Origin of the sequence: Streptomyces aurantiogriseus, from assembly GCF_014649375.1 — a bacterium.
Classification (GTDB): domain Bacteria; phylum Actinomycetota; class Actinomycetes; order Streptomycetales; family Streptomycetaceae; genus Streptomyces; species Streptomyces aurantiogriseus.
Map to the genome: position 1 here is coordinate 284,953 of NZ_BMSX01000004.1, position 13,926 is coordinate 298,878.

The window sequence follows — 13,926 nt, forward strand, 5'->3', positions numbered from 1 at the left end:
TCCGGCCACACGAGGAGGCACGATGCCGCCGGAACGCACAGAGGTGCAGGTCAGGCCGGGAGTCGAGGGTGACCTCGCAGCCCTCACGGACCTCTACAACTACTACGTTCGTGAGACGCCCATCACATTCGATACCGCGGTGTTCACTCCGGAAGAGCGCCGCCCTTGGCTGCTCTCCCACCCTGAAGACGGCCCGTACCGGCTGATGGTTGCCACGGAGAGCGACCTCGGAGGGAACTCACAGGAGATCCTGGGGTACGCCACATCCAGCCCTTACCGGCCGAAGGCCGCCTACTCGACCTCGGTGGAGGTGACGGTCTACGTCGCCCCGCACGCCGGCCGCCGCGGCATCGGCACGCTGCTGTACAAGGCCCTCTTCGCGGCCCTGGCCGGCGAGGACCTGCACCGTGCGTACGCGGGCATCGCCCAGCCCAACGAGGCGTCCGTCCGCCTGCACGAGCGCTTCGGCTTCCGCCACATCGGCACGTACGGCGAGGTCGGCCGCAAGTTCGGCAGGTACTGGGACGTGGCCTGGTACGAGAAGGAGCTCTGACCCCAGGAAACCCCGGGCACCCGGCGAAGGGAACCCCTGCCGCCCAGAGGCCGCCCGGGGACCCCGGGGGAAGCCCGCCCCGGCTCAGCCGAACTGCACCGACCGCTTCGCCAGCCCCAGCCAGAACCCGTCGATCACCGACTTCTGGTCCCCCAGCTCGCCGGCCGCGTCGGCGGCCCCCATGGTCACGAACAGGGGCGCGAAGTGCTCGGTGCGGGGGTGGGCGAGCTGCCCCGCCGGGGACTTGCGGGTGAAGTCGAGCAGCGCGTCGATGTCACCGGCCTCCAGCGCCCGCCGGCCCCAGTCGTCGAACTCGGCCGACCAGCCGGGTACCCCGCCCCCGTGCCGCAGGGCGGCCAGGTTGTGGGTGAAGAAGCCGGAGCCGACGATCAGCACGCCCTCGTCGCGCAGGGGCGCGAGCCTGCGGCCGATCTCCATGAGCCTCACCGGGTCGAGGGTCGGCATGGAGATCTGCAGGACAGGAACGTCAGCGGCCGGGAACATCTCGACGAGCGGGACGTAGGCGCCGTGGTCGAGGCCGCGGTCGGGGATGTCCTGCACGGGCATGCCGGGCGCGCGCAGCAGTTTGCGTACGGACGCGGCGAGCTCGGGTGCGCCGGGGGCGTCGTAGGTCACCTTGTAGTAGTGCTCGGGGAAGCCCCAGAAGTCGTAGACGAGGGGGACGGTCTCGACGGCGCCGAGGGCGAGCGGGGCCTCTTCCCAGTGGGCGGAGACCACGAGGACGGCCTTGGGGCGGGGCAGGTCTGCGGACCAGGCGGCGAGCTGGCCGGGCCAGACGGGGTCGTCCGCGAGGGGCGGGGCGCCGTGACTGAGGTAGAGGGCGGGCATGCGCTCCTGCGGGACGGCGCGTTCCTCGGTGGCGGCGGACATGGCGGCGACTCCCTCCGAGGGCCTGTCGGCAGGCCCCCGCTTCCATCAGTACTTGAACTCTAAATCTCGTACGCTCATTACTGTATAGCCCATTTGTTTAATCTTCAAGGACAGGACCCGTACAGTGGAGTACATGACGAAGGCAGCCGCATCCACTGACGAGCCCCAGTGGCTCACCGCAGAGGAGCAGCGCATCTGGCGCTCCTACCTGCACGCCACCTACCTCCTCGAGGACCACATGGACCGCCAGCTCCAACGGGACGCCGGCATGCCCCATGTCTATTACGGGCTGCTCGTCAAGCTGGCGGAGTCCCCTCAGCGGCGGCTGCGCATGACCGAACTGGCGATGCACGCCAAGATCACCCGTTCCCGTCTCTCCCACGCCGTCGCCCGCCTGGAGAAGAACGGCTGGGTACGGCGCGAGGACTGCACCTGGGACAAGCGGGGCCAGTTCGCGGTCCTGACCGACCAGGGCATGGAGGTGCTCAGGAACGCCGCGCCGGGCCATGTGGCCACCGTGCGCAACGCGCTCTTCGACCGGCTCACCCCCGAACAGCAGAAGTCCCTCGGCGAGATCATGGAGATCATCGCCGAGGGACTCCAGCCCGACGAAGCGGGTGCGGACCTCCCCTGGCTCCGCTGAGGACCCAGGGGGCATGGCCCTGATCAGGTACGGACGTCAGTGGGCGACCACCGGCACCGGCACGGCGTCCTCGGCGTCCTGCTCCCCCGAACCGCTGACCGCGCCCATGTCCGGCTTGCCGGCGTTGACGAGGGTCAGGGCGATCACGGCGGCGGCGACCAGGATGCCGACGGCGAACCAGATCGCGCTGGTGTAGCCCTGCACCATGCCCTCCAGCTGGACCAGCTGCTGCTGCGGCCTGGAGGCCGCACCGGCGATGTGGTCCTTGATGTAGGACGTGGTCGCGGAGGCGGCCACGGTGTTCAGCAGGGCGGTGCCGATGGCGCCGCCCACCTGCTGCGAGGTGTTGACCATCGCGGAGGCGACACCGGCGTCCCGCGGCTCGACACCCTGCGTGGACAGGGACATGGCCGGCATGAACGCCGTACCCATGCCGAGGCCCAGCAGCAGCATCGCCGGCAGCAGCAGGGCCGTGTACGAGGAACCGATCTCCAGGCGGGTCAGCAGGAGCATGCCGAGCGCGGCGACCAGGAAGCCCGGGCCCATCAGCAGCCGGGGCGCGACCCGGGTCATCAGACGGGTGCCGATCTGGGTGGAGCCGGTGATCATGCCCGCGATCATCGGCAGGAACGCGAAGCCGGTCTTCACCGGCGAGTAGCCCTTCACGATCTGCAGGTAGTAGGTCAGGAAGAGGAACAGGCCGAACATCGCGATGATCGCGAGGCCGAGCGAGAGGTAGACACCGCCGCGGTTGCGCTCGGTGATCACGCGCAGGGGCAGCAGCGGGGCCTTGACCTTGGCCTCGACGAGCACGAACGCGGCGAGCAGCACCCCGGAGGCGACGAACATGCCGACGGTCAGGGAGTCGCTCCAGCCCTCGGACTCGGCGCGGGTGAAGCCGTAGACCAGGGCGACCAGGCCCAGGGTGGAGAGGATGACGCCCGGGATGTCGAGGGGGGAGCGGTTGCGGCTGCCCTCCGGCTCACGGATGACGAACCAGGCACCGGCCGCGGCGGCCACCGCGAAGGGGATGTTCACGAAGAACGTCCAGCGCCAGTCCAGGTACTCGGTGAGGAAGCCGCCGAGGATCAGACCGACGGCGCCGCCGCCACCGGCGATCGCTCCGTAGATGCCGAACGCCTTGGCGCGCTCCTTGGCGTCCGTGAACATCACGGCGAGGAGGGAGAGCGCGGCGGGCGCGAGCAGCGCGCCGAAGACGCCCTGGAGGGCGCGGGCGCCGAACATCATCACCTCGTTGGTCGCCGCACCACCCAGCGCGGAGGCCGCGGCGAAGCCGGCCAGGCCGACGAGGAAGGCGTTCTTGCGGCCCCACAGGTCGGCGATGCGGCCGCCGAAGAGCAGCAGACCACCGAAGGCGAGGGCGTAGGCCGTCACGACCCACTGCCGGTTGCCGTCGGAGATGCCCAGGTCCTGCTGGGCGGAGGGCAGGGCGATGTTCACGATGGTCGCGTCGAGGACGACCATCAGCTGGGCGAGCGCGATGAAGACGAGCGCTTTCCAGCGGCCCGGGTCCGCCTGGGGGACGCCGGGAGCCTTGGTGGCTGTTTCAGACATGGGGGTACCCACTTCGGGACTTCGTGACGGAAAAAAGGAAAAAGCGTGAGGTGCAGCGAGAAAAGGTGTGTCAGGGACGGCTCGCCCAGGGGACGGCCGGTGATCGGGTCAGGTGATCACTCGAGCGATCAGGTCGGGTGATCGGGTGGACCGGGTCGGCCCGGTTCGCTCAGGCCTTGCGCATGTCCTCCAGGGTCACGGCCGCCCCCGGCAGGACGGATCGGGCGGGGGCCCGCAGCCCGTCCAGGAAGAGCTGCAGATGGCGGTGGATGAAGCGGTCGGCGCTCAGGCAGCCGGTGCCCGCCGGGGGCCGGCTGAGCTGGGCCACGGCGAGCAGCAGATCACCGAAGCCGACGTCGTCGCGGAGCTGCCCGGCCCGCCGGGCGCGCTGCATGACCTCCTCGACGAGCTGCTCGGTGCGTTCACGGACCGCCACGAGATCCGGGTGGTTCTCGTCGAACGTGCTGGCGACCATCGGGCACAGCGCGCTGAGGCGTTCGTCGGCGGCGGCGTGCACGAAGCGCTCCAGCGCGCCGAAGGCGTCGCCCGTCTCCGCGAGCGCCTGCCGGGCCGCCTCGGCCGTCCGGTCCATGACGGAGCAGACGACGTCGCGGACCAGCGCGTCGCGGTCGGGGAAGTTGCGGTACACCGTGGCGTTGCCGACGCCGGCCCGGCGGGCGATGTCGTCGAGCGGCACGTCGGGCCCGAGTTCGACGAACAGCTCGCGGGCGGCGGTGACGATCCGCTCCCGGTTGCGCAGGGCGTCGGCGCGCGGCCGGGTCGCCTTGCGCGGCGCGGGGGCTGCGGTCTGCACGGCGTACTCCTGAGAGTCGTAGGCGAACCGATCCGGGGAAGGTCTCCCCGTTTCAGTCGGACGTCTGACTAAACGGGGAGACGATCCCCGGTTATTTCCCGCCAGGCGATCCAATTCCTGTGACCTGAGCCACACACGCCCCTACCGCCAAGTAATCCCCGAACGGTCGCCCCAGCGCGCGCCCCCGCCCGCCACGACGGAGGGTGATCGCAAGGGTGCAGTCGGCGACCGGTGGCTGCCTGGAGCGAAAGGTTCCTGCATGCAGCCGCGACCCGAGCGCCCCGGGGGAGGCCACCGGAGCACGTTCCCGGAGCCGCTCCCCCGGCGGATACGCCCGCGCCGCGTGGCCGCCCTCGCGTCCGTGACCGCGCTGACCCTCGCCGTCAGCACCTCGGCCGGCTCCGGACGCCCCACTCCGAGCCCGACATCGGCCGGGGCGGGCCCCATCTCCCTGGCCCGCTCCGCCGCCCTCGCCCCCTGCATGATCAACGGCCACCCCTCCGTCCAGATGTCCGAGGGCGTGCCGACACCCGGCGGCTACACCCGCTCCACGGGCACCGTCCGCGCCCTGACCCTGATGATCGACTTCTCGGACGCACCGGGCCGGGGCAGCGCGCGGAACCGTTTCCGCGAGTTCTTCCCCCAGACCCAGGCGTGGTTCCGCACCGCCTCCTACGGCCGCCTCGACTACCACCCGGCGACCCCGATCCCCGGCTGGCTGCGCATGCCCAAGCCGTTCAAGGAGTACGGCATAGACCGCGGCGCGCCCTTCGACCCCGGCTACCGGGAGCTGGTCCAGGACATCGTGGCCGCCGCCGACCCGGTCGTCGACTTCCGGGCGTACGACCTCCTGAACGTGCTGGTCACCCCCAACGCCGGCCCCTCCGCGCTGGACACGGTCCTGTCGGTGACGTTCGCCGGCAACCCCGAGGCCCCGGTCGCCGACGGTGTTCCCGTCTCGAACGCCTCCTTCGTCTACTCCCGCCAGGACGACGGCTCCGGCTCCTACGACAAGACCGGCTACCGCGTCCTGCCGCACGAGAACGGCCACGTCTTCGGCCTGCCCGACCTCTACACCCAGGAGGGCGGGGGCGCGGTCGGCCACTGGGACATCATGAGCGAGGACTGGGGCGCCAACAACGACCTGCTCGGCTGGCACAAGTGGAAACTGGGCTGGCTGGACGCCGACCAGATCAACTGCGCGGCCGCCCCCGGCACCACGGAGTACACCCTCACCCCCCTCTCCCGGGCCGGCGGTCCCAAGCTGGTCTTCGTCCCGCTGGACCGCCGTACCGGCTACGCCGTCGAACTGCGCACCCGCGGCGGCAACGACGAGGCGGTGTGCCGCCCCGGCATCCTCATCTACAAGGTCGACGCGGACGTCGACACCGGCATGGGCCCGATCACCGTCCACGACTCCCAACGCGGCAGCGGCGGCTGCACCCGCAGCCCGAACGTCCACGCGGAACTCTCGGACGCGCCCTTCGTACCCGGAGAGACCTTCAAGGACCCCAAGCGGGGCATCCGGATCTCGGTGACGGCGGCGGACCTGGAGGGGGACTACCGGGTGCGGGTGACGCGGCGCTGAGGCGCTGAGGCCGGCCCGGGAGCCGTTGTGAATGCCGAGGTCCCCCGGCCCGGGACCCGCTGTGACCATGCCTGAGTCCCGGATCCCCTTCTGGATCCCGTCCGGGGACGCGTTGTGACTACGGTGGGCCTGCCCCGACCGCCGTACCGGAGAGCCGATGCCCGCGAAGACGCCCCCGCCCGCCCCGGAGACCTCCGCTCCGTCGTCCGTTCCGGAGGAGGCGGTCACGCCGTTGATCCGTGGGATCGCCGTGCTGCGGGAACTGACGATGGCGGGCGGCACGATGAGCCTGAGCGCCCTGGAACGCGCCACCGGCCTCGCCCGCTCCACGGTCGACCGCATCGCCGCGACCCTGGCCCGCATGGGGTACGTCCGCCTCGACGGCCGTGACGCCGTACTGGCACCACCGGTGATGGAGCTGGGCAACGCCTACCTCGCGGCCCTGCGCCTCCCGGCCCTGCTGTCCGCCCGGGCCGACGCCCTGGCCGACGAACTCGACGAGTCGGTGTCGCTCGCCGTCCCCGACCGCGACGGCATCCGCTTCATCCACCAGGCGACCCGCCGCCGTGCCATGTCCCTGAGCTTCCGCATCGGCGACCTGCTGCCGGCCGAACGCACCGCACCAGGCCCTCTCTTCGCGACGGAGTGGACGGACGCCGACTGGACCCACTGGCGCACCCGCCGCACCACGGACCCCCAGGACCGCGCCTTCCCCGCCGTACCGCCGGCCCCGCACGCCACCCCGGACGAGGACTTCGTACGGCGGGCCGAGCGGGCGAGGGAGGACGGCTGGTCCCTGGACGACCAGCTGATCGAACCGGGCCTGGTCGCCGTCTCCGCCCCCGTACGGGACCCCCGGACGGGACGCATCGCCTGCGTGGCGAACGTGGTGAGCCACACCAGCAGACACACGGCGGCCGGCCTGCGCGCCGCCCTCCTCCCCCGCCTCAGGACGGCGGTGGCGGCTATGGAGGAGGACCTGCGCCAGGCACCGCCCCCCGAGCCGGGCCCACCCCCCGCGGGACTGGCCCTGTGGACGGGCGCCTCGAAGCAGGAACTGGGCCGCGAGTTCATCGAATCCCTCGCCCGCGGCCTGACGGTCCTCACCGCCTTCGGCGAGGGCCGGGCCGCCCTCACCCTCACGGAGGTGGCCAAGGCGACCGGCCTGGCGAGGGCGACGGCCCGCAGGGCCCTGATCACCTACGACCACCTGGGCCTGGTGACCCCGACCCCCGACCGGGCGTTCACGCCGACGCCCAGGGTCCTCTCCCTGGGCTTCCCTCCCCTGTCCCGCACCTCCCTCCCACGCATCGCGACCCCGCACATGGCAGCGCTCACGGACCACATCCACGAATCGACGTCCCTGGCGATCCTCACGGAGACGGGCGAGGACATCCAGTACACGGCGAGGGTGACCGCGCGCCACGTGATGAGCGTGGACGTCGGGGTGGGGACACGAGCACCGGCGGACAGGACGTCGGCGGGGAGGGTGCTGCTGGCGGGGGGCGTGCTGCCGGCGGAGAGCGTGCTGGCGGCGGGGGGCGTGCTGCCGGCGGAGAGCGTGCTGGCGGCGGGGGGCGTGCTGCCGGCGGAGAGCGTGCTGGCGGCGGGGGGCGTGCTGCCGGCGGAGACGGAGACCCGGGACGGGGCCGGGCACGGAGCCGGGGACGGGGCCGATGGCAGGGCCGGGGATGGGTCTAGGGCCGGTGGCGGGGCCGATGGCAGGGCCGGGGATGGGTCTAGGGCCGGTGGCGGGGCCGGGGCCAGTGGCGGTGGCGGTGGCGGTGGCGGTGGCGAGCCTTTGCCCTACGCCCTTACGGACGAGGAGTTGGAGGAGGGCCTGCGCACCATCGCGGTCCCCGTCCGTGACCGCGCCGGCCGCACGGTCGCCGCCCTGAACGTCGCCACCCACGCGGCCCGCCGCACACCGCAGGAATGCGTCCAGGACATCCTCCCCGCCCTGACCGCGACGGCGTCCCACATCGAGACGGACCTCCATGTGGCGTCCCGGTTCACCCATGTCCCCCTGACCTGACCACCACACCCCGCCCCACCAGATCCGGTACGCTGACGCCTGTGGCCCGCGCGGCCATGGCTCCGCCTTCGTGGGGCTTGTAGAAAACTCCGTCGCCGCAGGTCAGCGGGTGGTCAGGAGATCGCTCCGAAACGCACTCCTGCCGATCCGGAAACGCTGAGCTGATCGCTGCAGGTCAGGGCGCGTCCTCGGTCGCGCCGTCCAACGTTGCAGCATCAGCTGCCAGACGCCTTCGCTGCAGCGGCCCGCTTCAGTGAATGGCTTCTTTTTCTAGGCTTCATTCTTTTCCGGTCCAGAGAGGGCGTATGCGCCGATTCTGACCGATGCTCAGGGCATGAGGACCGAATTCCGAAATAAGTCGCTGCGCACCGCCCTGACTGTGATCGATCACGAAGAGCGTGTACTGCTGTGCAGAGTTCACGGTGACCCCTCGTGGCGGCCGGTCGCTTCTCGGGTAATCCGCCTTCTGCCGTCACAGTTCTCTGTCATTCATGTTCTGGACTCACTCTTCTCGCACTGGTTCCTAGCGCGTACTCCGGTTGTCGGACGTTACAACCCGCTACCGGAGCGAGACAGGCTGGAGGAATCGACGCACATCTTTGCAGTCCGTCGCAGCAGAATGAGATCGATCAGTCTTCGCGCCCGCGCACGTGTCGTCACGAACGTCGATTACGTCTGGCACCCGTTGTCGAACGTCGAGGACGAAAAATTCGATGCATACCCGCGCGAGCTCGGCCTATTTCTCCGTGGATATATCGAAGGCTGGATTCCTGACGGCGTCATCACTCTCGTCGAATGACTACTCTCCCAACCAAGGGGTATGCCTCGTGACAAGTGCTCAGCATCGGCTCCAGCCGCCAGGCCGCGGACCGCTGCGGTTGGAGATCCGGACGCTCCTGGCGGCGGCCGGGCTACCCGAGGCGGACAACGACGACCGTTACCGTGCCCACGGCGTCGTGGTGACCGATCGCGGTGAGTCGGTCGGCGTGGAGTGGTTCGTCTCCCGTAGTCTGCGCCGCACCGCGGCCGACGAGCAGCTGCGGGGCTGGCCCATGGGTCCGGCGGATCGCGCGCAGGAAGCCGCCCGGCGTCATCTCCATGCGGCCTTGTTCGGCATTCTGACGGAAGTGGGGTACCTGGTGGAGGCTGATCCGCCTGATACTCCCGGTGCTCTTTCCGTTCGGGCCGGCCGGGTTTCCGCGCCCACGACATTGGCTGCGGACATCAGGCGCATCCTGGCGGACCCGCACGGCGTCGCGGACGCACCAGAGGACTCCGGACTGTGAGCGCCTCTACCCTGACCTGGATGGCCCAGGGCAAGCGGCCAGACGTGGATGGGCTTGCAGCGCTGTGCGCGTGGTCCGGTCTCGACGCGGACGACTTCGTCCGCTCCGAGGACGAGGACCGGCCGACGGCTGAGCCGCTGGCAATGATCTCCACCTATCTCCGCGGCGACCGCAACCTCTCCCCGGAGTCGGCTGCCGCGCTGGAGGAAGTCATCAAGATCACCTAAGAACGGTCCGAAAATCTGTCACGATCTGCGATCTCATCACTACGAGAGACCCAGCCCGCTCGATCCTCGTCCCACCACGTCTGCCCTTCCTATACTTGCGGCATGGACCAGGAGCTGGAGCGTGCCGCCCTCGTCGCGCTTCTGCGGCGCGGCGATCGCCCCTGGCCGGAGCTCACCGACCAGGTCGAGACGGTCGGGAGCGCACGCGAGGTCCTGGAGAGCGCGCTCGACGCCTCGGGACAAGGTGCGCTCTTCGACACTGAGCCCGCCGTGGACCTGGAGGCCGTGGCCGCCGAGATCGGCGCCTGGGGACGCGAGGGCATGCGGCTGGTGACCATCCTGGACGAGGACTACCCGCTGTATCTGCGGCTGGTCCACCAGCGTCCGCCGTTCCTGTTCCTGCGGGGAACCGCGCTTGAGAACGATCTGCGGGTCGCGGTCGTCGGTACCCGCAACCCGACCCCGGAGGGAGTCGCGCACGCGCGAGCGATCGCGGGCGGGCTCGCCGAGCGCGGCGTGACCGTGGTCAGCGGTCTGGCCGCCGGCATCGACACGGCCGCTCACGGCACCGCCCTCGCCGTCGGTGGCCGTACGGTCGCCGTCATCGGCACCGGCCTGCGCCGCTCCTACCCTGCCCAGAACGCCCGTCTCCAGCAGGAGATCGCCGAGCGGGGGTTGCTCATCTCTCAGTTCTGGCCGGAGTCGCCGCCCTCGAAGGCGTCGTTCCCCATGCGCAATGCCGTGATGAGCGGCTACAGCCTGGCCACCGTCGTGGTCGAGGCCGCCTACCGCAGCGGTGCCCGCATGCAGGCTCGCCTCGCCCTGGAGCACGGTCGACGCGTTTTTCTGATGCGTTCCCTCATGACTCACGAATGGGCGCGCGAGTACGCGTCCAGGCCCAACACCACCGTCATCGACGGCCCTGACGACGTCTTCTCGGAACTCGGCTCCCTCGTCCCGGCCACGGGCGAGCTCACCTGGGCATAGCGGGCGGTCCGGGTGGCAACCGTCGGCGAGCTGTCCGCCCGCTACACCAACTTCCTCGTCCACCCACCGCTGCCCGGCCCCGGCGTCTGCCAGGTCTGCCGGGGCATGGCGAACAACGGATACCCCACGTGCTGGCCCTGCCAGCAGGCGACAAAGATCCTCGGAACCGATGTCGCCGATGCCGTGGTTCCCGTGAGCCTGGCCCTCAAGGGCGAGCAGTACGCCAACGAACTGTGGCGCTACAAGAACACCGTGGGGCCGCAGCAGGAGTACTTCCGTATGGGGTTGGCAGCCGTGCTGTGGCGCTTTCTCGCGCTGCACGAAGCCTGCGTCGCAGCGCACTGCGCGGTACCCGCCTTCGACACGGTCACCTCGGTGCCCAGCACCAGCGGACGCCCCACCCATCCCCTGCGGGACATCGTCGCCGACATGGTCGCCGTCACCCGAAGCCGCCACCGCGACCTGCTCAGCCCGACGCCGGACGCAACATCTCTCGGCCGCGCCGCTTCCTCCCAGCGCTACACGTCATCGGCGTTGTGGGGCAACAACGTGCTGCTCATCGACGACACATGGACCACCGGCAACCACGTCCAGTCAGCGGCGGCAGCTCTGAAGTCCGCCGGTGCCGGCAGCGTGGCGGTCGTCGTCCTCGGACGTCATCTCAACACCTCCTATGGCGACACCGCGGCCCATGTGCACCAGGCGCGGCTGCGTCGCTTCTCCTGGGCCGCCTGCACGCTCAAGCCCTGGGATCACGCACAGGCCTGACCCGCTCCCACCTCATCGACCCAAAGTCCCTGGAATCGAGACCGCGGCCGAACGCACCGCGGACGGTCCCGGCCAGAGCTGATGGTCGAGGGCGTCCTCCAGGCGTGTGAGGGTGCCGATGTCGGGAAGCACGTCACCGTTGACCACGCGGGCGACGGTGGAATGGGCGACACAGGCGACCTCGGCGAGTCCCCGCAGGGACAGATCACGTGACCGCATCGTCCGGCGCAGGTCTCGCGCCAGCAACAGGCCGCAGTGAGCGCTCAGCGGAGCATCCGAGGCGAGGGTTACCTCAGGCCAGGTGCCGTCCGCCACATAGAACAGAGGGGGCTTGTCGTTGTTGCTGCGTGGCATGGCCCGATCGTGCCACGCGCAGTACCACCCCTGGGCAGGCTGTGCGAGCGCTGCAACCCGTCGAAATACGGTCCGGACACGGGGCCTACCCTCGTCCAGGGTCGCCAGCGGCGCCTGAAGCCGTCCCCTCAGGGTCACGGACGACGACTGGGCATCTACGCCTCCTCTCCTCTTGCACCTGTCGGCGCACCTATCCCTGCACCTGCCAACCGCCCGCGAAACTAAGTGACTTGCCACTACGCGTCGCTGATCTAATGCATCAACTCTCCTTAGTGACTGGCAGGTTGGACGCAACGCGCTGACGCAAGTGGCCTTAGATCACCACTAATCCGACCGCTCGACGTGAGCAGACGAACCATCAGATGCGTTTTGCTCACGGAGCATTTGGCTACTTGCTGCAGTTGGCTGCGCCGCCAGGTAGGGTGATCCACAAGTCGCTCCGGAAGCAGCCGAGGAGGGTGTGGTGGCTAACGCGACGAGCACTTCTGCTCAGCCGCTCATCACTCGTCTTCGGGAGCTGGCAGATGTCGAGCGAGCCCGTCGCGAAGCGGCCGATCTGGCCGTAGCGGAAGCCGAGCGCGTGCTGCAGGAAACCCAACACCTTCAGCGTGTCGCGGCCGAGCGCCATGCCGCTGTCCTGGCGACCGTCGAGGCCGCCGAAGCGTACGTGGGGCAACAGGCACAGGACGCATCGGACATTGGTTCCCGCGACGAACAAACAGAGCAGCCTAGCGCGGACACGGCTGCCGCTCCGAGTGCTCCAGGGCGTTCCCTGAAGCACCTCGTGGTGGACGCGTTCGACATCGGAGAGATCACTCCACTGACGCTGATCTACGAGCGCGTACGAGAGGTCCGACCGGACTCGACCGCAAGTGCGATCCGCGCCGCCCTAGCGGCTCTGCACAAGAGGGAGACGGTGGAAATCGTCCGCCGGGGCGCCTACCGACTGCTGGTGATCCCGGAGGCGTACCGCACAGACACCTAGAGATTGCAACCTCACACCCAGCAGCAACGTGCGCGTGGCGCCGCCAGAGAGTACTTGCCGGTTCTCCTCCAGCGGCGCCGGTGACACGTCAGCTGAGGGCCCACGCATCGAACACCACCCTAGGGCATAGCCCCTGTTCCGCGTCGGGCCCTGATCAGAAATGCCTGTAGCAGGACACGAACTGAGGGCCCGTTATGCCATTCCTGGCGCCATACATCAGCAAATGCCGCTCCTCCGCGCTGCCCATGACCCGTTGCGCCCTGCGTACAGGAGGTGCGTGATGGCGCCCTCCGATTCCTCGCGATCGCGGATCCTTCCGACCGAGCGCCTCACCCCGCGCCGGCAGCTTGAGGTCATCGACGCCATAGCCGAACTCGGCGGCCCCGGCCGGTCTGCCGTCAGGGCCACTACCGTCGGGAAGCGGCTGAATATCGCTCCGAGGTCCGTCAGCGGGGCGGCAGGTTTCCTTGCCCAGGCCGGGATCTTCCGGGCCGACCCCGGCTCCTTGGCACTGACCGAGCTCGGCTTCGCCCTCGCTCAGTTGCGCAGCACCGATTCGGCACGTGCGCGGCTTCTGCTGCGAGACAGCTGGCAGGGCCAGTGGTTCCAGCGATCCGCCGTACAGCACCTGTCGTCCGGGCCTTTGGAGGAGGCCGAGCTGGCCCGACGACTCAAGGCCGGCGCTCCTGGCCCTGCGGAACGCGGCCTCTATCTCACGGAGTGGCTGGTGTACGCCCTGCTGGTCGACCGTGACGAGCTAGGGCGATGCACGCTCCCCGCCGGAGAGGAGTGTCCCACGGCCTCCGCGCCGAAGGAGCAGGAGTCCTACGGAGTCCTGGACCCCTTGATGAGTGCCACTCCCGCGCAGATCTCCGCGCTGCCCGATGACCAGTTCATCGCGCTGATGGGCGCCTATCGGACCGTCTTTGCCTCGCTGTCCCCGCGGATTCGACAGCGGACCAACGGCTGACCGAGCCCGCTTCCCGGCGCCGCGTGGCTTCTCAGCCGTGACGCCTCTTCACCCGCCTGCACTCGTTGAGCCAGGCGGTCAGCGGTCGTGCCACTACGGAGCCGTTGCGTCGGCGCGGCGCTTGAGCATGTCTGCGTCCTGCCAGGGCGGCCGCTGCGTCTGTCACCCCCGTTTGCCTCCCTCCTGTTGCCGCGGAGATCATCCATGCCCAAGGTGTCGCATGTATGGAACACCACCATTTCAACCGTTT

At 69.6% G+C, this 13,926-nt stretch carries 16 protein-coding genes; 11 read left to right on the forward strand and 5 right to left on the reverse strand.

The genetic code is table 11. The annotated features are described in order from the left end of the window. Positions 1 to 22 precede the first annotated feature (22 nt). The gene (locus tag IE263_RS10705; RefSeq protein ID WP_189934784.1) at positions 23 to 553 is read left to right on the forward strand and encodes a GNAT family N-acetyltransferase; all 531 of its coding nucleotides are present in this window, start codon (positions 23 to 25) and stop codon (positions 551 to 553) included. A gap of 84 nt (positions 554 to 637) precedes the next feature. On the opposite strand, the gene IE263_RS10710 is transcribed toward IE263_RS10705, so the two are convergent. Continuing rightward, complete coding sequence (locus tag IE263_RS10710) at positions 638 to 1,402, reverse strand: dioxygenase family protein (protein ID WP_189935346.1); 765 nt, start codon at positions 1,400 to 1,402, stop codon at positions 638 to 640. Between the two features lie 175 nt (positions 1,403 to 1,577). On the opposite strand from IE263_RS10710, the gene IE263_RS10715 reads away from it, so the two are divergent. Then, positions 1,578 to 2,087, forward strand: coding sequence for a MarR family winged helix-turn-helix transcriptional regulator (locus IE263_RS10715; protein ID WP_189934786.1), 510 nt, complete (start codon positions 1,578 to 1,580; stop codon positions 2,085 to 2,087). Positions 2,088 to 2,123: 36 nt separating this feature from the next. Here IE263_RS10715 and IE263_RS10720 read toward each other — a convergent pair whose 3' ends face one another. Further along, positions 2,124 to 3,662, reverse strand: a complete 1,539-nt coding sequence (locus tag IE263_RS10720; RefSeq protein ID WP_189934789.1) for an MFS transporter — start codon at positions 3,660 to 3,662, stop codon at positions 2,124 to 2,126. A 169-nt stretch (positions 3,663 to 3,831) separates the two neighbouring features. Continuing rightward, on the reverse strand, positions 3,832 to 4,476 hold the full coding sequence (locus IE263_RS10725; protein ID WP_189934791.1) for a TetR/AcrR family transcriptional regulator: 645 nt from the start codon (positions 4,474 to 4,476) through the stop codon (positions 3,832 to 3,834). A gap of 259 nt (positions 4,477 to 4,735) precedes the next feature. Between IE263_RS10725 and IE263_RS10730 the strand changes: the two genes are divergently transcribed. The 7 genes from IE263_RS10730 to IE263_RS10765 all read left to right on the forward strand — a co-directional run bounded on the left by IE263_RS10730 (position 4,736) and on the right by IE263_RS10765 (position 11,367). Further along, a complete protein-coding gene (locus IE263_RS10730; RefSeq protein ID WP_189934793.1) occupies positions 4,736 to 6,064 on the forward strand; it encodes a M6 family metalloprotease domain-containing protein in 1,329 nt (442 codons plus the stop codon). Between the two features lie 157 nt (positions 6,065 to 6,221). Continuing rightward, positions 6,222 to 8,099: an IclR family transcriptional regulator domain-containing protein gene (locus IE263_RS10735; RefSeq protein WP_229910892.1), complete on the forward strand. Its 1,878-nt coding sequence runs from the start codon at positions 6,222 to 6,224 to the stop codon at positions 8,097 to 8,099. Positions 8,100 to 8,433: 334 nt separating this feature from the next. Beyond that, the gene (locus IE263_RS10745) at positions 8,434 to 8,898 is read left to right on the forward strand and encodes a hypothetical protein (protein WP_189934796.1); all 465 of its coding nucleotides are present in this window, start codon (positions 8,434 to 8,436) and stop codon (positions 8,896 to 8,898) included. A 79-nt stretch (positions 8,899 to 8,977) separates the two neighbouring features. After that, on the forward strand, positions 8,978 to 9,385 hold the full coding sequence (locus tag IE263_RS10750; RefSeq protein ID WP_189934797.1) for a hypothetical protein: 408 nt from the start codon (positions 8,978 to 8,980) through the stop codon (positions 9,383 to 9,385). Continuing rightward, complete coding sequence (locus IE263_RS10755; protein WP_229910893.1) at positions 9,382 to 9,612, forward strand: hypothetical protein; 231 nt, start codon at positions 9,382 to 9,384, stop codon at positions 9,610 to 9,612. The genes IE263_RS10750 and IE263_RS10755 overlap by 4 nt, the downstream gene beginning before the upstream one ends. A gap of 102 nt (positions 9,613 to 9,714) precedes the next feature. Further along, the gene (locus IE263_RS10760; protein WP_189934799.1) at positions 9,715 to 10,599 is read left to right on the forward strand and encodes a DNA-processing protein DprA; all 885 of its coding nucleotides are present in this window, start codon (positions 9,715 to 9,717) and stop codon (positions 10,597 to 10,599) included. Between the two features lie 12 nt (positions 10,600 to 10,611). Beyond that, the gene (locus tag IE263_RS10765; protein ID WP_189934801.1) at positions 10,612 to 11,367 is read left to right on the forward strand and encodes a hypothetical protein; all 756 of its coding nucleotides are present in this window, start codon (positions 10,612 to 10,614) and stop codon (positions 11,365 to 11,367) included. A 12-nt stretch (positions 11,368 to 11,379) separates the two neighbouring features. Here the strand turns inward: IE263_RS10765 and IE263_RS10770 are convergent, their stop codons facing one another. After that, entirely contained in the window at positions 11,380 to 11,721 is a 342-nt protein-coding gene (locus IE263_RS10770; RefSeq protein WP_189934803.1) for a helix-turn-helix domain-containing protein, read from the reverse strand. A 388-nt stretch (positions 11,722 to 12,109) separates the two neighbouring features. Continuing rightward, a complete protein-coding gene (locus tag IE263_RS10775; protein ID WP_189934804.1) occupies positions 12,110 to 12,439 on the reverse strand; it encodes a hypothetical protein in 330 nt (109 codons plus the stop codon). Positions 12,440 to 12,505: 66 nt separating this feature from the next. Between IE263_RS10775 and IE263_RS10780 the strand changes: the two genes are divergently transcribed. Continuing rightward, positions 12,506 to 12,706, forward strand: coding sequence for a hypothetical protein (locus IE263_RS10780; protein ID WP_189934806.1), 201 nt, complete (start codon positions 12,506 to 12,508; stop codon positions 12,704 to 12,706). A gap of 280 nt (positions 12,707 to 12,986) precedes the next feature. Continuing rightward, positions 12,987 to 13,676: a helix-turn-helix domain-containing protein gene (locus tag IE263_RS10785; RefSeq protein ID WP_189934808.1), complete on the forward strand. Its 690-nt coding sequence runs from the start codon at positions 12,987 to 12,989 to the stop codon at positions 13,674 to 13,676. Positions 13,677 to 13,926 lie beyond the last annotated feature (250 nt).